General features: G+C 73.2%; 17 protein-coding genes. 7 read left to right on the top strand and 10 right to left on the bottom strand.

The genetic code is table 11. The annotated features are described in order from the left end of the window. The first annotated feature begins 84 nt into the window (after window positions 1-84). Both DEU32_RS06540 and DEU32_RS06535 read left to right on the top strand, forming a co-directional pair. Window positions 85-1,281, top strand: a complete 1,197-nt coding sequence (locus DEU32_RS06540; RefSeq protein WP_114849812.1) for an ROK family protein — start codon at window positions 85-87, stop codon at window positions 1,279-1,281. 160 nt (window positions 1,282-1,441) lie between these two features. Beyond that, the gene (locus DEU32_RS06535; protein WP_114849811.1) at window positions 1,442-2,569 is read left to right on the top strand and encodes a glycoside hydrolase family 5 protein; all 1,128 of its coding nucleotides are present in this window, start codon (window positions 1,442-1,444) and stop codon (window positions 2,567-2,569) included. A gap of 106 nt (window positions 2,570-2,675) precedes the next feature. Here the strand turns inward: DEU32_RS06535 and DEU32_RS06530 are convergent, their stop codons facing one another. Beyond that, the gene (locus DEU32_RS06530) at window positions 2,676-3,866 is read right to left on the bottom strand and encodes an alpha-hydroxy acid oxidase (protein ID WP_114849893.1); all 1,191 of its coding nucleotides are present in this window, start codon (window positions 3,864-3,866) and stop codon (window positions 2,676-2,678) included. Between the two features lie 368 nt (window positions 3,867-4,234). Further along, entirely contained in the window at window positions 4,235-5,245 is a 1,011-nt protein-coding gene (locus DEU32_RS06525) for a low specificity L-threonine aldolase (RefSeq protein WP_114849810.1), read from the bottom strand. Between the two features lie 58 nt (window positions 5,246-5,303). Between DEU32_RS06525 and DEU32_RS06520 the strand changes: the two genes are divergently transcribed. Both DEU32_RS06520 and DEU32_RS06515 read left to right on the top strand, forming a co-directional pair. Further along, window positions 5,304-6,218, top strand: coding sequence for a metallophosphoesterase (locus DEU32_RS06520; protein ID WP_114849809.1), 915 nt, complete (start codon window positions 5,304-5,306; stop codon window positions 6,216-6,218). A gap of 303 nt (window positions 6,219-6,521) precedes the next feature. Then, on the top strand, window positions 6,522-7,583 hold the full coding sequence (locus DEU32_RS06515; protein WP_114849808.1) for an NADP-dependent oxidoreductase: 1,062 nt from the start codon (window positions 6,522-6,524) through the stop codon (window positions 7,581-7,583). Window positions 7,584-7,653: 70 nt separating this feature from the next. On the opposite strand, the gene DEU32_RS06510 is transcribed toward DEU32_RS06515, so the two are convergent. The 7 genes from DEU32_RS06510 to DEU32_RS06480 form a co-directional block, all read right to left on the bottom strand. Then, the gene (locus DEU32_RS06510) at window positions 7,654-8,496 is read right to left on the bottom strand and encodes an ABC transporter permease (RefSeq protein ID WP_114849807.1); all 843 of its coding nucleotides are present in this window, start codon (window positions 8,494-8,496) and stop codon (window positions 7,654-7,656) included. Next, window positions 8,483-9,493, bottom strand: coding sequence for an ABC transporter ATP-binding protein (locus DEU32_RS06505; RefSeq protein WP_114849806.1), 1,011 nt, complete (start codon window positions 9,491-9,493; stop codon window positions 8,483-8,485). The genes DEU32_RS06510 and DEU32_RS06505 overlap by 14 nt, the downstream gene beginning before the upstream one ends. Further along, window positions 9,490-10,557, bottom strand: coding sequence for a sigma-E factor regulatory protein RseB domain-containing protein (locus DEU32_RS06500; RefSeq protein ID WP_114849805.1), 1,068 nt, complete (start codon window positions 10,555-10,557; stop codon window positions 9,490-9,492). The genes DEU32_RS06505 and DEU32_RS06500 overlap by 4 nt, the downstream gene beginning before the upstream one ends. 118 nt (window positions 10,558-10,675) lie before the next feature. Beyond that, window positions 10,676-11,161, bottom strand: coding sequence for a ribose-5-phosphate isomerase (locus DEU32_RS06495; protein WP_058743379.1), 486 nt, complete (start codon window positions 11,159-11,161; stop codon window positions 10,676-10,678). Continuing rightward, window positions 11,158-12,897 (bottom strand): dihydroxyacetone kinase family protein, encoded by a 1,740-nt coding sequence (locus tag DEU32_RS06490; RefSeq protein ID WP_058743378.1) that lies wholly within the window; start codon window positions 12,895-12,897, stop codon window positions 11,158-11,160. Before DEU32_RS06490 ends, DEU32_RS06495 begins: the two co-directional genes overlap by 4 nt. A 180-nt stretch (window positions 12,898-13,077) precedes the next feature. Then, complete coding sequence (locus tag DEU32_RS06485; protein ID WP_220152770.1) at window positions 13,078-14,406, bottom strand: MFS transporter; 1,329 nt, start codon at window positions 14,404-14,406, stop codon at window positions 13,078-13,080. 18 nt (window positions 14,407-14,424) lie between these two features. After that, a complete protein-coding gene (locus DEU32_RS06480) occupies window positions 14,425-15,603 on the bottom strand; it encodes a zinc-binding dehydrogenase (protein ID WP_114849804.1) in 1,179 nt (392 codons plus the stop codon). A 142-nt stretch (window positions 15,604-15,745) separates the two neighbouring features. On the opposite strand from DEU32_RS06480, the gene DEU32_RS06475 reads away from it, so the two are divergent. Together DEU32_RS06475 and DEU32_RS06470 are read left to right on the top strand one after the other, a co-directional pair. After that, window positions 15,746-16,594: a GolD/DthD family dehydrogenase gene (locus tag DEU32_RS06475; RefSeq protein WP_114849803.1), complete on the top strand. Its 849-nt coding sequence runs from the start codon at window positions 15,746-15,748 to the stop codon at window positions 16,592-16,594. 53 nt (window positions 16,595-16,647) lie between these two features. Next, complete coding sequence (locus tag DEU32_RS06470; protein WP_058743316.1) at window positions 16,648-17,613, top strand: sugar-binding transcriptional regulator; 966 nt, start codon at window positions 16,648-16,650, stop codon at window positions 17,611-17,613. A gap of 63 nt (window positions 17,614-17,676) precedes the next feature. Here DEU32_RS06470 and DEU32_RS06465 read toward each other — a convergent pair whose 3' ends face one another. Continuing rightward, window positions 17,677-18,213, bottom strand: a complete 537-nt coding sequence (locus DEU32_RS06465) for a DinB family protein (RefSeq protein WP_058743315.1) — start codon at window positions 18,211-18,213, stop codon at window positions 17,677-17,679. Between the two features lie 190 nt (window positions 18,214-18,403). Between DEU32_RS06465 and DEU32_RS06460 the strand changes: the two genes are divergently transcribed. Then, window positions 18,404-19,906 carry an MFS transporter gene (locus DEU32_RS06460; RefSeq protein WP_114849802.1) on the top strand — a complete coding sequence of 501 codons (1,503 nt, stop codon included), beginning with the start codon at window positions 18,404-18,406 and terminating at the stop codon, window positions 19,904-19,906. Window positions 19,907-19,933: the final 27 nt, after the last annotated feature.

The following is a 19,933-nucleotide window of genomic DNA, read 5'->3' as shown; positions in this document are numbered from 1 at the left end:
CCGGCGTCGGTGCCGGCTCGCGACACTTAATCTACTCAGAAAATCTAATCGCGCAAGCAATACCTCTCGCGGTAGGGTCAGCGCATGTCCCGACGCCGTGAACCCGCTCGTGCGACCAGCGCCGAGACGGTCCTGGCGTCCGCGTTCGACGCCGCCGCGTTCACCGCGACCGAGGCCATCGACGCCACCGGCCTGACCCGCTCGACCGTCCTCGCCGCGTGCGCCGAGCTCGTCCGGCTCGGGTGGCTCCGCGACCTCGACGACGCCCGGGCCGCGGGGGAGGAGTACCGGAAGGGCCGACCCGCCCGCCGCTACGAACTCGACGCCGGAGCCGGGGTGGTCGTCGGGGTCGACGCCGGGCAGCACCGCGTCACGGCGCTCGTCGCGGACCTTCGCGGGACCGTGCTCGCACGAGCCGAGGGCGCACTCGGCGACGCCGGCCTCGAGGTCCCGGTGCGCCTCGGCGTCACGGCCGACACCGTGTCCAGGGCGCTCGCCGACGCCGGGGTCGACCCGACGCGCGTGCTCGTGACCGTCATCGGCATCCCCGCGCCCGTCGACGCCTCGGGTGCGTCGCCGGACGACGGCGGGTTCTGGAACCGGATGAACCCGGGTTTCGCCGACGTCGTGCCGCACGGTGTCGTGGTCGTCGAGAACGACGCGAACGCGGCGGCCCTCGCCGAACGGCCGTCCTCCGGGGACGCCTCGTTCGCGGCGCTGCTGTCCGGTGAGCGCTTCGGCGCCGGGCTCGTCGTCGACGGGGTCCTGCTGCGCGGGGCGCGCGGTGGTGCCGGCGAGCTCCGGGTGCTCGACCTGGTCGACGGTGTGGCGTCCTCCGACGGCATCGGTCGCACCGCACGCACGCTCGTTCGGCAGGCGCGGGCGGCGGGCCGTGTCGGCGCGTCCTCGCTCCTCGGCGGCGACGAGGAGCCCGACGCCGCGGCCGTCCTGACCGCCGCCGCGCTCGGCGACGCGGTCGCGGTCGGGATCGTCGACGCGCTGGGGGATCGTCTGGCGCGGGTCTGCGTGCTGCTCGCGAGCCTGCTCGACATCGACCGCGTGGTCGTCGCCGGGGCGATCGCGGACGCGGTCGAGCCGGTGATCGACCGGGCACGGGCGCACCTCGCGGCGTGGGAGTACGACCCGACGCCGGAGGTCGTGGCCTCCCGGCTGGGTGGCGACGTCGTCGTGCTCGGGGCGCTGGCGCTGGCGCTCGACACCGTCCGCGCCGACCCGATGGCGTTCCCGCTGCCGGCCGCCCAGCCGGTCCCCGCAGCCTGACCGCCGCCCCGCCCACTTACCCGTTGACACCGCGCTCGCGCAGTGCCACGCTGCTTGCGTGTTGACGTTGCCATCAGCGTGCCAGGGGGCAAGCGGGAGCGCCGACGACCGGCACGCCGACGTCGTCGTGCCGCTGCAACGATGCAGTCAGGGAGGACCCATGCACACCTCGACCACCCCACGCCGACGCCGACTCGTCGGCACGCTCGCCGTCGTCGCCGGCGCCACCGCGCTCGCCCTCGCCGCCCCCGGCACCGCGACCGCCGCCCCGGTCCCGACCGCCGCGGCGCCGACCCACCACCGCCCGGGCCCGACCCCCGCGCTCGACCCGACGCAGTTCCACGGCGTCAACTGGGCCGACCCGCGGGACAACTACGTGAACGGGCCCGTCGTCCCCTCGGGGCTCTCGACGTCGGACGACTACCGCACCGTGTACAAGACCTCGGAGCGGATCGTCCGCGAGTTCCGGAAGGACCTCGGCGCCGACACCGTCCGCCTGCCCGTCAACCCGTACTCGGTCGGCACGACGTGGTGGACGTCCTACAAGGGGGCGATCGACGCTGCCCGGCACCAGGGCGTCAAGGTGGTCCTCGGCTACTGGGAGGGCAGCGACGCCAGCAAGGACGGCAAGGTCGACGACCCCGCCGCCTGGACCGCCATGTGGGACACCCTGACGAGCACCTACCGCGGTGACGCCGGCGTGTACTTCGAGCCGATGAACGAGCCGTTCGGCTACGCACCCGCCGACTGGATCCAGGTGGCCACCGACTGGGTCGACCGCTACACGGCTCGTGGGATCCCGCGCGACCGCGTGTTCGTCAGCGGCACCGGCTACAACGACCACGTCGACGCGGTCTGCGCCGCGCCGGCACTCGCCGGGACCTACGTGTCGCAGCACTTCTACGGGTTCTGGGGCACGCACGACGACGCGGGCTGGGCCGCCGACTTCGAGAGCCGACTCGGCGACCAGGCGTGCAGCGCCCGCACCGTCCTCGACGAGTTCGGGGTCCCGATGACCACCGGGATCGACTACCGCGGTTCCGCGACGACCGGCAACGCCGACGCGGACAACTCGGTCGCCTTCCTGCAGACGGTCACGACGATCGTCCGCGAGCGGCACCTCGGCGCCGTGTACTGGCCGGGGCTGCGCACCGGTGACACCTACAGCCTCGAGGAACTGCAGGGCACCGGGTCGCACGTGAAGCTCGCGGTGACGAACGAGTCCGGGCTCGCCCTGCTGCGGTGGGCCTGGGGCGAGGGCGAGCGCGCGCCCTTCGGGACCCGCTGACGCGACCACGGACCGGGACGCGCGACGCGACCACGGACCGGACGGGAGGCACGGTGCCAGCTGGCACCGTGCCTCCCGTCCGTGGGGTGGTCGCGTCGGCGACGGATCAGCGCCGGACCGGCGCCAGCCGCTGCAGCTGGGTGACGTGTCCCGGCTCGAGCTCGTCGAGCCTGGCGACGCCGAGCAGGCGCATGGTCCGCTCGATCTGCTCGGAGAGGATCTGGATCATCCGGTCGACACCGGCCTCGCCGCCCGCCATGAGCCCGTAGAGGTAGGCGCGGCCGACCAACGTGAACCGGGCGCCGAGCGCGACGGCGGCGACGATGTCGGCGCCGGACATGATGCCCGTGTCGAGGTGCACCTCGGTGTCCTTCCCCACCTCCTTGACGACCTCCGGGAGCAGGTGGAACGGGACGGGGGCGCGGTCGAGCTGCCGACCGCCGTGGTTCGACAGGGTGATGCCGTCGACGCCCATCGACGCCAGGCGCTTCGCGTCCGCGAGGGACTGCACGCCCTTCACGACGACCTTGCCGGGCCACTGGTCCCGGATCCACGCGAGGTCCTCGTAGGTGACCGTCGGGTCGAACATGTGGTCCAGCAGCTCACCGACCGTGCCCGACCAGCGGTCGAGGGAGGCGAACGCGAGCGGTTCCGTGGTGAGGAAGTCGAACCACCACCACGGCCGGGGGATCGCGTTCACGATGGTCTTCACGCCGAGCTGTGGCGGGATCGAGAACCCGTTGCGCTTGTCCCGGAGGCGTGCGCCCGCGACCGGGACGTCGACCGTGACGAGCAGCGTGTCGAAGCCGGCCTTCGCGGCCCGGTCGACCAGCGCCATGCTCTTGTCGCGGTCCTTCCACATGTACAGCTGGAACCAGTTCCGGCCGTGCGGGTTCGCGTCACGGACGTCCTCGATCGCCGTGGTGCCCATCGTCGACAGCGAGAACGGGATCCCCGCCCGCCCCGCGGCCCGAGCGCCGGCACGCTCACCCTCGGTCTGCATCATCCGCGTGAAGCCCGTCGGCGCGATCCCGAACGGCAGGGCGGTCGGCGCGCCGAGCACCTCGCGGGAGGTGTCGACCTTCGAGACGTCGCGCAGGATCGCCGGGGTGAACTCGATGTCCTCGAACGCCTGCCGGGCGCGGGCGAGGGAGATCTCCGCCTCGGCCGCGCCCTCGGTGTAGTCGAACGCGGCCTTCGGGGTGCGGCGCGCGGCGATCCGGCGGAGGTCCCAGATCGTCAACGCCGACTCGAGCCGCTGCTGTCGCCCCGGGAGCCCGGGCTTCTTGAACTGCATCAGTGGCGCCAGGTCGTGCACGGTCGGCAGCTGCCGCCGGACCCGGACCCGGTTCGTCGACGGGGTTCCCTGCGTCGGTGCCGGAGCCCCGGTCGCCGGGTCGACGCGGTGCTGATCGTCGGTCGAGGTCATACAGACATCCTATGTCTGTATGAGATCGTTGGCGAGGGTGATGGGGCAGGGGTGCGCTCTCGGGCAAGGAGCGCGCTGCGCCAACGCGTCGACGGAGCCGGGGATGTCGCGAGACGTCCGATCAAGCTCCCTCCCGCAAGACGCAACGTCGGCGGTTGCTCGCAGCGAAGTACCGCTGCGAGAACCCGCCGACGTTGCGTTTCGCGATCGCCGGAGCCCGCGAGCGCCAGCGCCGGTCAGCGGGGGAGCGCGGCCAGGACCTCGGCGGCGCGGGCGGCGTCCTCGGCGCTGACGTCCAGGTGCGTCACGAGCCGGACGGCCCGCGGTCCGAGCTGCATCACCCGGACGCCCCGCTCCGCGGCCCCGGCGACGAACGCCCCCGGGTCGGCGACCTCCGCGAACACGATGTTCGTGTCGACGGTCGCCGGGTCGACGTCGAGCGCCGCGGCGAGCACCCGGGCGTTCGCGTGGTCCTCGGCGAGCCGGTCGACGTGGTGCCGGACGGCGTACCGACCCGCGGCGGCGAGGAACCCGGTCTGCCGCATCCCCGCGCCGTACCGCTTCCGCCAGACCCGCGCGGCTGCGACGTGCTCCCGGGAGCCGACGAGCACCGAGCCGACCGGGGCACCGAGGCCCTTCGACAGGCAGACCGACACCGTGTCGAAGCCGGCCGCGAGCTCGCGGAGCGGGGTGCCCGACGCCACGTGCGCGTTCCACAGCCGGGCGCCGTCGAGGTGCACCGCGATGCCGTGCTCCCGCGCGTACGCCTGCACGGCCCGGACCTGGTCGAGGGGCTGCACGGTGCCGCCACCGAAGTTGTGGGTGTTCTCGACCGCGATGGCCGTCGTCGACACGGAGTAGGCGCCGGCGTCCGGCTCCGCGATCGCCTCGACCGCCGCGGCCACGAGTCGTCCGCGCTCCGAGGCCCACGTTCGCGTCGTGATGCCGGAGAACACCGCGGCGGCACCGAGCTCGGCCCGCACGACGTGGGCGCGGACGTCGGCGAGCAGCTCCTCGCCCGGGGCGACGTGCAACCGCAGCCCGAGCTGGTTCGCCAGGGAGCCGGTCGGGGTGAAGAGTCCGGCCTGGTGCCCGAGCAGGTCGGCGACCTCGCGCTCGAGGGCGTTCGTCTCCGGGTCCTCGCCGAAGACGTCGTCGCCGACCTCGGCGCCGGCCATCGCGGAGCGCATCGCCGGGGTCGGTCGGGTGACGGTGTCGGAGCGCAGGTCGATCGGGGCGTCGGTCACCAGGCAACGCTAACGCGCCGTTTAGATCGTCGATGCGCGACGCCGCTAGCGTGGCGCCATGCAGCAGCCAGCCGCGGGGTCGCTCCGCATCCTCCACCTCTCCGACACACACCTGACCGGCGACGGTGCACTCCACCAGGGGTCCGTCGACACCACCGCGGCGCTCGACGCCGTGCTCGCCCACGTGGACGGTGTCCCGGGCGTCGGGCTCGTCGTCGTGTCCGGCGACGTGTCGGAGGACGGCAGCCCGGAGTCCTACCGGACCGTCCGGGAGCGCGTCGGCGCCTGGGCGGAGCGGCGCGGCGCGGCGTTCGTCGCGGTCCCGGGCAACCACGACCTGCGCGAGGGCTTCCGTCAGGTCCTGGCGAACGGGCACGTCCTCGGCGAGGGCGGCCGGCCGCTCGCGCACACGATGGAGCACACCCCGCCGGAGGTCCCGGTCTCCGGACAGTCCACCGTGCACGGCTTCCGCATCGTCACCGTCGACACGAGCGTCCCCGGCGCCGGCTACGGGTACCTCGACGACACGGCGCTCGAGCGGCTCCGGACCGCGCTGACCGGTGAGCCCGCGGCGCACGGCACGGTCGTCGTGCTGCACCACCCGCCGTTGCCGTCGCCGACGCTCCTGCACGAGGCGCTCCGCCTGCAGAACCCGGAGGACCTCGCCGAGGTGCTCGACGGCTCGGACGTCCGGGTCGTCCTCGGCGGCCACCAGCACCACCACGCCGTCGGGTCGCTCGGCGGGATCCCCGTGCTCGTCGCCCCCGGAGTGGCGAACGACACCGACGTCGTCGGTCCGTACGACGAGGAGTCCGCCCACGTCGCCGCCGGTGCACTCATCGTGGACGTCGCGCCGGACGGCTCGGTGTGGTCCACCCCGGTGCGCGTTCCCCAGCCGGACGCGGATCCGCTCGCGTTCGCGCTGGACGCCGAGACGGTCGCGCGGATCGCGGAGCAGGCCGGCCCGCGCTGAGCGCGAGGCACGGGCCGGTCCGCGCAGGGCTGACGCAGGCTCGGTCGCGCGGGCCGGGCTGCGCGGGCCGGGTCGCGCAGGCCGAGTCGCGCAGTCCGGGCCACGCGGACCGGCCCGGCACCCGGCCGGGGACGGACCGGACGGGAGGCACGGTGCCGGACCGGCGCCGTGCCTCCCGTCCGTCCCGTGCTCGCGTGGGGCGACCGCGCCCACGGGAGGGGACCCGTCGAGTACCCCGCGCTCCCGGACACCGTCCCGGCGGCGCGAGTACACCGGGGGTCATGCAGACGGAAGGAGTCCCTCATGCGCATCGGTAGTGCCGTGCAGTACGACCGGTACGGCGGGTTCGACGTCGTCGACCTCGTCCCGCAGGAACGTCCCGAACCCGGACCCGGCGAGGTCGTCGTCGAGGTCGTCGCCGCCGGCCTGAACCACGTCGAGCGGTTCCTCCGCGAGGGGAAGCTCCGCGACCACATCGACCTCGCGTTCCCGGCCCACCAGGGCGTCGACTTCGCCGGCATCGTCCGCGCACGCGGCGCCGAGGTCAAGGACCTCAAGGTCGGCGACGAGGTCATGGGACACGCCCCGGACGGCGGCGCGCACGCCACGTGGGTGCGCGTGCCGCGCGGCGCGGTCATCAAGAAGCCCGAACACGTCGGTTGGGAGGTCGCCGGTGGGCTGTACCTCGCCGGAGCGACCGCCGCGACGATCGTCCGCGGCCTGCGCCTCGGCCCCGAGGACACCGTCGTGATCAGCGCCGCCGCGGGTGGGGTCGGGCACATCGAGTGCCAGCTCGCCCACGACGCCGGCGCGACCGTGATCGCGCTCGGCAGCCCGCGGAACCACGACTACCTGCGCCAGATCGGGACGCTGCCCGTGGCCTACGGCGAGGGCGAGGAGGACCGCATCCGCCAGATGGCGGCCGGCCGAGCGATCACCGCGTTCATCGACAACCACGGCGGGGGCGGTGCGGCGGACCTCGCGAAGCGCCTCGGCGTGCCGTCGGAGCGGCTCGTGACCTCCGAGCACCGTCGCGACGTCGAACTCCGCTTCCTCCGCGCCCCCGCGGACGACGAGGAGGCGCGCGACCTGCTCGTCATGCTCGCCAAGGCCGTGCAGGACCGGCGCGTGCAGGTGCTCATCTCCGGCTTCTACCCGTTCGAGTTCATCGTGGACGCGTACGAGGACCTGGCCGAGATGCGCTCCCGCGGCAAGGTCGTGATCGGCATGCAGACCGTCGAGACCGGTGCGCGCCTCGACTGGTACCGGTCCGAGAAGGCCCGGGACCTGCGCGACCGCTACGGCGAGCAGCGCGGTGCCGACACCGAGACGATGGCGGGCGGGAGCGCGTCGCCCGCCTCCTGAGCGAAGGACACCCACGGTGACGAGACGGTCCGGCCCCGCGGGGTCGGACCGTCTCGTCGTTCGACCGTCGCTAGCTCAGGACGTCCTTCGTCGCGAACCGGCCGTACGCCAACGCGCCGAACACCGCGACGTACCCGAGCTGCAGCAGAGCGTTCTGCCCGAACGAGTCGAACGCGATCGGGTCGCGGAGCAGGTCCCCGAACCCGAGCCACAGGTGCGAGAACAGGAACGGGTGCAACCAGTCGAGCTGGGGGAGCTGGTCGAGCACCTGCGACACCCCGGCGAGCACGACCGTCGCCGCCATCGCCCCGACCGGGACGGTGGTGAGCGTCGACGCGAACAGGCCGATCGCGGACAGGCCGAGCATCGACAGCGTCACGTAGAGCGCCAGGAGCACGGCCCGGCCGGCGTACGACCAGCCGTCGACCTGGGTCCCGGACAGCAGCGTGACGGGGCCGATCGGGAACAGCAGTGCGCCGATCGCCGCACCGACGAGCACCACGAGGAGCGTCGCGGCCAGGCTGAACGCGACCGCCCCGACGTACTTCACGACGATGAACCGGAGCCGGCCGGTCGGTGCGACGAGCAGGTAGCGGATCGTGCCGTGGTTCGCCTCGCCGGCGACGGTGTCCCCGGACACCACCCCGACGGTGAGCGGCAGGAACAGCGGGATCGACACCGTCAGCGCCGTGAAGGCGACGAAGAGCCCGTTGTTCGTGATGTCGCCGAGGAACGCGGGGCCGCGGTCGCTCGGGTCCGTGGTCAGCCGGACGGCGATCGCGATGAGCACCGGCACGAGTGCGAGCGCGCCGAGCATCGCCCAGGTCCGTCGACGGCGGAACACCAGGGCGAGTTCGGAGCCGAGCAGGGCGAACGGTCGCCTGGGCCGGTGCGCGGTGTCAAGCTGCGACATCGAAGCCCTCCCCGGTGAGCGCGACGAACAGGTCCTCGAGGGTGCCACCGCCGAGCGCGATGCCACGGACGCGGACGTCGGCACGGACGAGCGCCGCCGTGATGGTCTCCGGCTCGAGGTCGGCGGGCAGGTCCGCGACGAGGGCGTCCGAACCGGCGTCGCGCCGGGGGGAGAGCCCGATCCGGACGAGGACCGCGGAGGCCTCGCCGACGTCCGGGGTCCGTACGGTGACGGTCCGGCCACCGGTGGCGCGCAGGTCGTCGAGGGACCCCTGCGCCACGAGGCGTCCGCTCCGCATCACGGCGGCGTGCGTGCAGACCTGCTCGATCTCGGCGAGTAGGTGGCTCGACACGAACACCGTGGTGCCGTCGTCGGCGAGCGAGCGGATGAGGTTCCGGACCTCGCGCGTGCCCTGGGGGTCGAGACCGTTCGTCGGCTCGTCGAGCACGAGCAGGTCGCGCGGCGCGAGCAGGGCGTTCGCCAGCCCCAGGCGCTGCTTCATGCCGAGCGAGTAGGCGTGTGCCTTCTTGTCCGCGGCGTGGGTGAGCCCCACGCGTTCGAGGGCGACCGCGACGCGGTCCCGACGGGTGCGCGGGTCGGAGCTCGGGTCGGCGACGTCGAAACGCTGCAGGTTCGCGCGTCCGGACAGGTACGGGTACGCGGCCGGGCCCTCGACGAGCGCGCCGACACGGGGCAGGACCTCCTGCAGAGCGCCCGGGACCGGTCGGCCGAGCACCTCGATCGTGCCGCTCGTCGCCGAGGACAGTCCGAGGAGCATGCGGATCGTGGTGGTCTTGCCCGAGCCGTTCGGGCCGAGGAACCCGAAGACCGACCCGCGCGGTACGGCCAGGTCGATGCCGTCGACGGCCCGCTGCTTCCGGAAGACCTTGACGAGCCCCTCGGTGCGGACTGCGAGCTCGGACGACGCGTCGTCCGGCTGCCGCGCTGTCTCGCCCGGCTGCCGCGCTGTCTCGCCCGGCTGCGGTGCTGCCGTCACTTCGCGGCGGCGACCAGCGCGGACACCGGCACGGCGCCGGCGAGCACCCGGCCGTCGTCCGTCAGGTACACCGAGACGAGCGATGTCTGCAGCGCCCGGCCGCCGTCGACCGGCTTCGTCAGCTGGTCGAGGAGTGCCGATGCGTCAGGGTCCCGGGTCGTCCGGGCGGAGTCCCCGGTCGGCAGCTCGACGATGCTGTCCCAGCCGGACCCGGTCACCGTCGGCCGGACACCGGCACCCTGTGACTGCCCGTGCTGGCTCGGTCGGTGCTGACCCGCGTCGGAGAGGTCCTTCGTCGTGACGTCCGCGCCGGCCGGCGGCGTGAAGTCGAACAGTCGGGCGTCGGGTGCGCCGTAGTCGAGACTCGTGAAGCCGACCTGGAACGCCGGGTCGTCCTGCCCGGCCGCCGTCACCGTGACGCGGAGCGGCAGCCCGGTCTGCTGGTCCACCGCCAGCCGGACGCTGCCGACCAGCGTGTCGTCGGACCTCGGCGTCAGGATGACCTGCCAGGCGTCGTGACCGGCGACGCGGACCGTCGTCGGCTCGGAGACCCGGGTGCTCGGTGTGATCGCCGCGACCGCACGCTCGGCGGCCTGCGCCGGCGTGGTCGCGCCGGCCGTGGGGGCATCGGAACCGGCGGGGAGCGTGAGGTGCACGGCCTTGCGCTCCTCCGAGTCCCACGTCCACACGTCGGACCCGTTCCGGACGACGTCCTGCTCGGCGAGCTGCTGCGTCAGCTGGAAGCGCTGTTCGTCCTCGCCACCGACGTACAGGCGCGCGGTGTGTGATGCGGTGAGCAGCCCGAGGACGTCGGACGCACCACCCTCGAGCGAGGACCCACCGCTGCCCGAGGGGAGTTCCGGCAGGCCGAGGTCGCTCGTCTGCGAGAGCGTGCCCGAGTACTGCGCGTCCCGGGACGCCGCGATCCTCGCGAGCACGTCCGCCGCGCTCGGGTCCGTGCCGGCGACCGGGTCGGCGGCGGCGTTCGCGATGACGGGCGCGGCGATCGCTCCGGCCACGACGACCGGGGCGATCGCGGCGGGCAGCCAGGCTGACTTCTTCATCGGGTCCCCTTCGGTGGTGCGGTGGGTGCACGAGCGGCGTCGCCGTGGAGCGTCGGGTGCGCGAGCACCGTACGTCGCGCACCCGACAGCGCGCTGGGGATCCGCGGACCCAGCGCCCTCATGCCCTCCCGACGTCGGTACCGACCGGCACCGAGCCGTCGTAGCCGCAGATCGCCGCGACCTTCTCGGCGCTCGCGCTCGTCGAGTCGAACTCGTACCCGAGCCACTCCTTCGCCAGTCGCCGTGCGAGCTCGAGCCCGATCACGCGCTGCCCCATGCAGAGCACCTGCGCGTCGTTCGACAGCACGGAGCGCTCGACGCTGAACGAGTCGTGCGCGGTGACGGCTCGGATGCCGGGGACCTTGTTCGCGCTGATCGCCACCCCGAGCCCGGTGCCGCAGACCAGGATCGCGCGGTCGGCCTGACCGTCCGCCACCATCCGCGCCGCGTCCACCGCCACGTGCGGGTACGCCGTGTGGCCGTCGGCGTCGACCCCGACGTCGACGACGCTCGCCACGCGGTCGTCCGCCTCGAGGTCACGCTTGATGACCTCCTTGTAGTCGAAGCCCGCGTCGTCGGAGCCCACCACCAACCGGTACGTCATGCGTCCACTCCTTCGCGTCGTGCGCGGACCGCGAGCACCTCGCCGATCCGCGTGAGGACCATCCCCATCGAGGTGGCGCCCGCGTCGGGCGTCCCCACGCTCTTCTCGGCCAGCGGCCGGGCACGCCCGACCCTCGGCCGCAGGTCCGCCGTGGCCGCCGCCTGCTCGACCGCGACCCCGGCCGCCGCCTGCCACGCCTCCGCCGTGTCGGCACCCTCGTCGACCCGGGACCGCAGCTCGTCGACGAACGGCATCAGGGCGTCGAGCAGGGTCTTGTCACCGCGGGACGCGCCACCGAGGTGGACGATCGAGTCCGCGAAGGCCTGGGCGGCCGCGACGACGTCGGCCGCGTCCACGTGCTCGGCGTCGTCGCCGAGCGCGCGGCCGAACGCCTCGAGTGCCGCACCCCACAGCACACCGGACGTGCCGCCGGCCGACGCGGCCCACGCCTCACCGGCACGGCCGAGGACGAAGGCGACCCCGGCCTCCCGGTCGGTCTGCTCGACGGCGCGACGGGCCGCACCGATGCCCTTGACCATGCCGCGACCGTGGTCGCCGTCACCGGCGACCGCGTCGATGCGGCCCAGCGTCTCCTCCTGCTCGCGGAGCAGGACGTCCATCGCCTCGACGGCGACGCGTGCGGTCTCGGCGGCCCGCCGGGAGGCACCGGTCGCCTCCGGCACGACCGTCGCCTCGGCAGCGGCCTCGGTGACGGCCGCGGCCGGCACGAGCGCGGCGACCGGGGCGGCGACCTTGCGGTACGCCGGCGTGTAGGCATCGGCGCGCCAGTACCGTTCGAGCTCGTCGTCGAGGAACTGCAGCGTCAGCGAGCAGCCGCCCATGTCGAGGCTCGTGACCAGTTCGCCGACCTCGGGCTCGACGACCTCGAGCCCCGCGTCCTCGAGGAGGGGCAGCACCCGGCCCCACAGCAGGAAGAGCTCCTCGTACTTCGTGTCGCCCAGGCCGTTGAGGATCGGCGCCACCCGCGGTCCGGCGCCCTCGGGTCGTTCGGCCAGCAGACGCTCGACGAGCAGCGCGGCGAGGTCCCGCGCCGGCAGCACCGGGACGTCCTGGATGCCGGGTTCGCCGTGGATGCCGAGCCCGAGCCCGAGGTGGCGGTCGGGGACCGAGAAGAGCGGCTCGGTGGCGCCGGGCATGGTGCAGCCGGAGAATGCGACGCCGATCGTACGGGTGGCGGCGTTCGCGGCGGTGCCGACGCGCTCGACCTCGTCCAGCTCCGCGCCGGCGGCCGCGGCGGCACCCATCGCCTTGAACACCGAGAAGTCGCCGGCGATGCCGCGACGCTTCGTGACCTCGTCCGCGCTCGCCACGTCGTCGGTCACGACGACGATCCGGGTGTCGATGCCCTCGGCGCGGAGCCGCTCGGCGGCGAGCCCGAAGTTCATGGTGTCACCGGCGTAGTTGCCGAAGGACAGCACGACGCCGCGGCCCTGGTCGGCGGCCTTGGCGACCGAGTACACCTGCGCCGCCGAGGGCGAGGTGAAGACGTTGCCGACGACGGCACCGGTGGCGAAGCCCGGACCGACGACGCCGCAGAACGCAGGGTAGTGCCCGGAGCCGCCGCCGACGACGACGGCGACCTGGCGCTCGGCGCCCTCCGTCGGGAGTGCGACGACGCCGCCGTGCACGCCGCGGACGCGGTCGGCGTACAGGGCGAGCCAGCCGGCGAGCTGGTCCTCGGCGAAGTCCTCGGGGTCGTCGTGGATGGTGGTCATGGGGGTCGTTCCTGTCGTGCGGTGGACCGGGGTCCGGTGGATGGGGTCAGGATCGGGTCGGACGACCGGGTGCGTCGGTCGGGTCGGAGGGGTCGCGCGTGCCGGTGAGGGGGTGTGCGCATCGGGGGGACCGGGCGGCGGTGGGACGGCCACCGCCGCCCGGGGTCGGGTCGACGTGCCTCAGCGGGTGCCGCGGTGCGGGCGCCCCTGCGGCACGTCGAGGAAGTGGATCATCACGAACGCGCAGGCGTAGAGGCCGACGAACGTCCAGGTGACCGCCTGGCCGCCGCCGCCGAGCGCGAAGACCGCTGCGACGACGCCGGTGCCGAGGAACGCCGCGCCGCCGGCGGCCGTGGTGTACATCGCCATCGCGGCACCCTTGTGCTCCGGAGCGAGCGCCGGCATGATCGCGCCCATCGGGACGAAGCCCGCGAGCAGGCACCCGAACACGCAGCCGGCCACGACCGAGAGCACGTAGCCCCAGTCCGACCCGGCGGGCACCAGCTGCGGCACGTACCACCAGGCCACGAGCCCGGTCGCGGAGCCGACGATGCCGAACCACTTGACGGTGCGCTGCCAGCCGATGCGGTCGCCGACCCAGCCGAACAGGGCGTTCACCAGGATGTTCGTCGCGTAGACGCAGACGGTCATGAGCAGCCAGCGGCTCTGGCCCCAGCCGCGGTCGTTCGCGATCACGGCGGGCAGCACGACGAACATGCCGAACTCGGGTGCGGTGTTGATGAGGCGGACGAGGAAGCCCATCAGGATCTTCGGTCGCGTCGCGGTGAGGCGGATGCCGCTCGTCAGGACCCGCCCGGCGCTCTCCGCGGCCGGCGCGATCCGCGAGAAGCCGTTCGGCAGGCGGACGCCGAACAGCATGATGAGGAACCCGGCGACCACGAGGCCGATCGAGGCGATCATCGCGCCCGTCTCACCGATCGTCCCGCCACCGAACACCGGGATGGCCCCGATGGCGAACAGGGAGCCGAGCGTCGGCAGGCCACCGGTGAAGGCGACGTAGAACCACCCCACCGCTGCGCCGTTGCGCTCGACCGGCGTGGTGATGTTCACCCAGACCAGGAAGGCGAACGCGAAGAGCGGGTAGCCGAAGCCGCGCAGGGCGTAGGCGACGGCGGCGAAGGGCACGCTCTCGACGTTCAGCGCCAGCAGGAACAGCACCTCGAAGACCACCCAGACGGCGAACCCGAGGATCATCACCCGGCGCGGCCCGATCAGGTCGGAGAGGGCGCCGGAGACGTAGCTGCCGATGAGGGCGGCGAGGCTGTAGAACGTCACGATCGTGGCGACGGTGGCCTCGGGGCTACCGAGGACCGCGACCATGTGCGGCGTGATGAAGTTCGACTCGACGCCGTTGCCCGTCATGAAGACGAGCACGGCGACGAAGCCGAGGGCGAGCGGACGGGGGATGCCCATCCGGTCGAGTCGACCCTCGGGGCGGGCGGCGGCGGTCGTGGGCGCGGTGGTGGTGCGCGCGGTCGTCGTCGACATCGCGGGACTCCTCGGCGCTCAGGCCCGCGCGGCGGACACGGTCGGGGCGGACGTGGTGGGCGCCGAGAGCGACGGGATGATCGACACCTTCACCGACACGCCGGCGGAGTCGCCCACCAGGTCGAGGGCCTGCTGGAAGTCCTCGAGCGGGAACTGGTGCGTGCAGATCTCGTCCATCGGCAGCGTGCCCGACTCGAGCAGCTTGATCGCCGCCGGCCAGGTGTGCGGGCCGAGGTGGGCGCCCCGGACGTCGAGCTCCTTGTCGTCGGAGATGATCGACCAGTCGACCGAGACGGCGTCCTTGAAGACCGAGTACTCGACGAACGTGCCGAGCTTGCGGAGCAGGTTCAGGCCCTGGGGCACCGCGGAGGGGTGACCGGTCGCCTCGATGTAGACGTCGGCGCCGTAGCCGTCGGTGAGTTCCTTGACCCGGGCGACGGCGTCCTCCTGCGCGATGTTGATCGTCAGGTCGGCACCGACCTTGCGGGCGAGCGCGAGCTTGTCGTCGACGACGTCGAGCGCGATGATCCGCAGCGGGTTCTTCTGGCGGGCACCGGCGATGGCGGACAGGCCGATCGGGCCGGCGCCGGCGATCACCACGGTGTCGCCGAACCTGATCTCGCCGCGCTCGACGGCGTGGAAGGCGCAGGAGAGCGGCTCGGCGAAGGCGGCGACCTGGCCCGGCAGCGCGCGGTCGACCGGATGGGTCAGGGCCTTCGCCGGGACGAGCACGTACTCGGCCATCGCACCGTCGAAGCCCTTGAACCCGAACATGTCGTGGACGGCGCACATCCAGTAGGCACCCTCGAGGCAGTACCGGCACTCCCAGCACGGGACGATCTGCTCGCACGCGATCCGGTCGCCGAGCGTCACACCGCGCTTCGCGAGTGCGGCGTCGTCACCGGCGACGATCGTCCCGACGAACTCGTGGCCGGGGATCCGGTCGGCCTCCGCCCACGCCGGCCGGTTCTCGTCGCCCCAGAACTTCGCGGCGCCGTGGTAGCACTTCAGGTCGCTCGCGCAGATGCCGACGGCGTCGGTGCGGAGCAGCAGTTCGCCCGGGCCGGGCTGCGGCACCGGACGTTCCTCGAGTCGGTAGTCACCGGGCCCGTGCACCACGACGGCGCGCATCGTGGTCGGGATCTCGAGGTGCGCCTCACCCTGCGCCGGGGTCTCGGTCGTCGTCGTCGTCGACATGTGCTGGTCCTCCGTTGGTCAGCCGGGCGGGGCGCCCGTTCCGATGGTTCGGCGACGACTGTACACCCGTCGGAACAGATGTCCAGAACACAATTTCTGCTATGGTTCCCACACCACACCGATCCATCGCAAGGGAGCGACCATGACCGACGCCGTCGACAGCGCCACCGGCACCGACACCGCCACCGCCACCGACTTCGCCGCGGCACTGCGACCCGGTCCCGGGACCGTCGACCTGACGAACGACCTGACCGGCCGGACCGCGGTCGTGACGGGCGGCGCGTCCGGCATCGGGAACGCCATCGCGCACGCCTTCGCCTCCCGCGGTGCCCGCGTCGCCATCGTCGACGTCCGTGCGGACCCCTCGGCGGCGGCCGCCGCCGAGCTGCCCGCCGTCACGGCCGGGGAGCACCTCGGCCTCGCGTGCGACGTCACCGACGACGTCTCCGTCGCGGCCGCGGTCCAGCAGGTCGTCGACGCCGCGGGCTCGATGGACGTGCTCGTGAACTGCGCGGGCATCGTCGCGCTCGACGCCGCCGAAGACCTCGACGCCGGGGCGTGGGCGCGCACCCTCGACGTCAACCTGACGGGCACCTTCCGGCTCGCGCAGGCAGTCGGGCGGCACATGCTCGCCGCCGGCACCGGGCGCATCGTGAACATCGCGTCGCAGGTGGCCCACGTCGGCCTCGACCGGCACGCCGCGTACTGCGCGTCGAAGGCCGGCGTCCTCGGTCTGACCCGGGTGCTCGCGCTCGAGTGGGGCGGGCGCGGGGTCACGGTCAACACGGTCTCGCCGACGGTCGTGCTCACCGACCTGGGTCGTGCGGCCTGGGCGAACGCGGCGGGCATCCGGCACCAGGACGAGATCCCGACCGGCCGCTTCGCGACCCCCGCCGAGATCGCCGCCGCGGTGCTGTTCCTGGCGAGCGACGGCGCCGCGATGGTGAACGGCGCCGACCTCCGCGTGGACGGCGGGTTCACGATCCGGTGACCCTCGGTCGGACTACGATCCGAGTGTCCGACCGATCCGAAGGGTGCCGCAGCATGTCCTCCGAGAGCACCACCGGCGCCGAGGGGTCGCGGGCCCGTTTCCCGCTGGACACCGTCTACCAGGCGGCCCGGATGTACTACCTCGAGGACGCCACCCAGGTCGAGATCGCCTCGCGCCTCGGGGTCTCGCGCCCCACGGTCAGCCGACTGGTCGCCGAGGCGCGCCGCGCCGGCCTCGTCCGGATCGACGTCGTGGACCCCTTCCAGGACGAGACCGTCGCGCTCGCCGAACGGCTGCAGGTCGTGCTCGGGCTGCGCGCCGTGCACCTGGCGGCCGTGACGCACCAGGCGACGCTCGGCGCCGACCTGGCCGCCCCGATCGCGACCGCTGTCGAGGGGATGGGGCTCACCCCGGGCGACGCGGTCCTGGTGTCGTCCGGTCGGACGGTCTACGACGTCGCGCAGACCGGGATGCCGCAGCTCGCGGGCGTGCAGCTCGTCCCCACGGTCGGCGGGCAGGCGGACCCGATGCCGTGGTTCCAGACGAACGAGATCACCCGGACGGCCGCCGAGCACTCCGGCGCGATCCCGGCGTTCCTGTTCGCGCAGGCCCTGCCGTCGGCCGCCATGCGGGCATCGCTCGACGAGGACCCCGCCTTCCAGCACGTCGTCGGCCTGTGGGGGCGGGCGAAGGGTGCGATCCTGGGCGTCGGCGCACCGACCCCCACACGCGATGCGCTGGCGCGGGGGATCCCGGTCGAGGACGCCGTGTTCGACCAGGCCGCCGGTGACGTCTGTCTCAACTTCTTCGCCGCCGACGGGTCGCCGATCGAGTTCCCCGGCAGCGAGCGCATGGTCCGGACGTCGCGCGAGGTGCTCGCGGGCGTCCCGCACGCGGTCGGCGTCGCCGTCGGGTCGGCGAAGGTGCCGAGCATCATCGGCGCCGTCCGTGCCGGCATGATCAACGAGCTGGTGACCGACGCCGTGACCGCGCGCGCCCTGCTCGACGCACTCGCCTGAGTCGCGAGGCGACCAGGGGCGGACGGGAGGCGCGGTGCGGGCCGGCACCGCGCCTCCCGTCCGTCACCCCGTGCGGTGGGCGGTCCGGCGCACGTCCCACAGGTGGTGCACCGGGTCGTGCGCGTAGTAGGTCGCGAGGGTCGTGACCGTGAAGGCGCTGCCGTCCGAGCGCCGCCCCGTCCGTCCGACGGCGCCGTCGGGGACGGCGGCGAACGCGGCCGCCGCGTCACGGGCCGCATCGGTGAGCTCCCGGGCGACGACCGCCGGGTCCTGCTCGCCGTAGCGGTCCTGGGCGGCGGTGGCGTCCTGGTCCCAGTTCGGGAAGGTCGGGTCGTCCTCGGCGAGCACGAGCCGGAGCCGTTCCGTCATCTTCCGGTGGACGTCGCGGACGTGCGCGCCGTACTCCAGTGGCGACCACGTGCGGTCGTCGGGGCGCTGCCGGACGTCCGGACGGGCCAGCTGCTCCGGCCACGCGGCAGCGTTCTCGGCGATGACCGACGGGACGTCGCGGAACGCCAGGGTCGCCCCGTCGAAGCCGCAGTCGGGGCACGCGGTCCCGATCACCCAGGTCCAGTTCTTCGTGTCCGGTTCGATCGCCACGGGGCAGACGTTACCGCGTCGTGACCTCCGGGCCGATCGGCACCGTCGTGCGGATCGGGCGTGACCCCCGTCCGGGTGACACGCCGGTACCTGTGAATCCCCGGCCAGTGACATGTCGGTCGCTCGGTACCGTTGCTGGCTGTTCCGGGCCGGTACCGATCGGCCCGTCCCCACCACGAGGAGATCGCGTATGGGTTCCGACCCCAGCAGTACCACCACCCGACCGCCCCGACGTCTGCGGGTCAGCGACGTCACGGTGGTCGACAAGAGCATGATGCGCCGGGCCGTCAGCGGGATGGTCGTCGGCAACACGATGGAGTGGTACGACGTCGGGGTGTACGGCTACCTGGCGGTCACGATGGGCAAGGTGTTCCTGCCCACGGCCGAGCCGTCGGTGCAGATCCTGTTCAGCCTCGGGGTGTTCGCGGCGACCTACGTCGCGCGACCCCTGGGCGGCATCGTGTTCGGTCGGCTGGGGGACCGGCTGGGACGGCAGAAGGTGCTCGCCACGACGCTGATCCTGATGGCGTCGTCGACGTTCCTGATCGGAGTGCTGCCGGCATGGTCGACCATCGGCGCGGTCGCTCCGGTCGTGCTCGTCGTGCTGAAGCTCGCGCAGGGCTTCTCGACCGGTGGCGAGTACGCCGGCGCGACCACGTTCGTGACCGAGTACGCCCCCGACCGTCGGCGCGGCTTCTTCGCGAGCATCCTCGACTTCGGCAGCTACATGGGCTTCGCGCTCGGCGCCACCGTGGTGACCGTGCTGCAGGTGTCGCTCGGCGACGAGACGATGACCGCGTGGGGCTGGCGCCTCCCGTTCCTGCTCGCCGGCGTGATCGGCGTCGTCGCGATCTGGTTCCGCCTGCGCATCGAGGAGTCGCCGGTCTTCCAGGCGACCCAGGCGGCGCAGGAGGCCGCCGCCTCGGACCGCGAGGCCGCCGAGGGCGGTCGGCCCGCCAACGTGCTCGTCATGGTGCGGGACCACTGGCGCCCGATCGTCATCGCGATCATGCTCGTCGGCGCCTCGAACACGGTCGGCTACGCGCTGACCTCGTACATGCCGACGTACCTGACCGACTCGCTGGGGTACTCGGCGATCGACGGGACGCTCCTCACCATCCCCGTGCTCGTGCTGCTCGCGGTGATGCTGCCGGTCGCCGGTCGCGTCTCCGACCGGATCGGTCGTCGCACGGTGATGTGGATCGGTGCCGGCACCACGGTCGTGCTCGCCGTCCCGGCCTTCCTGCTCATCGGGCACGGAGCGCAGTGGTCGACCCTCGCCGGACTCGGGCTGCTGGCGCTGATGACCGCGCTGTGGGTGTCGAACCAGGCGGCCTCGTTGCCGGCGCTCTTCCCGACGTCGACCCGGTACGGGGGCATGGGCTTCGCCTACAACATCGCCATCGCGGTGTTCGGTGGAACGACGCCGCTCATCGTGCAGGCGCTCCTGACCGCGACGGGGGACCAGCTCGCGCCGGCGTACTTCCTCGTGGCGATGAGCATCGTCGGGGCGATCGGTGTGTTCTGCATGCGCGAGTCCTCGCAGCGGCCGCTCCCGGGGTCGATGCCCGCGGTGGAGTCCGAGGCCGAGGCGCGCGAGCTCGTGCTCACGCAGGACACGAACCCGAACCTCGACCTGGGCGACCTGCCCTTCGCGGCGCACGACGGGATCGCGGAGACCGCCCGGCGCTGAGGGCGTGCAGCGCCGGTCGTCCCGGGG

It is taken from the genome of Curtobacterium sp. AG1037 (genome assembly GCF_003349855.1).
Lineage (GTDB): Bacteria > Actinomycetota > Actinomycetes > Actinomycetales > Microbacteriaceae > Curtobacterium > Curtobacterium citreum.
The sequence above is the reverse complement of the archived record's forward strand: the minus strand, read 5'-3'. Positions and strand labels throughout refer to the sequence as shown.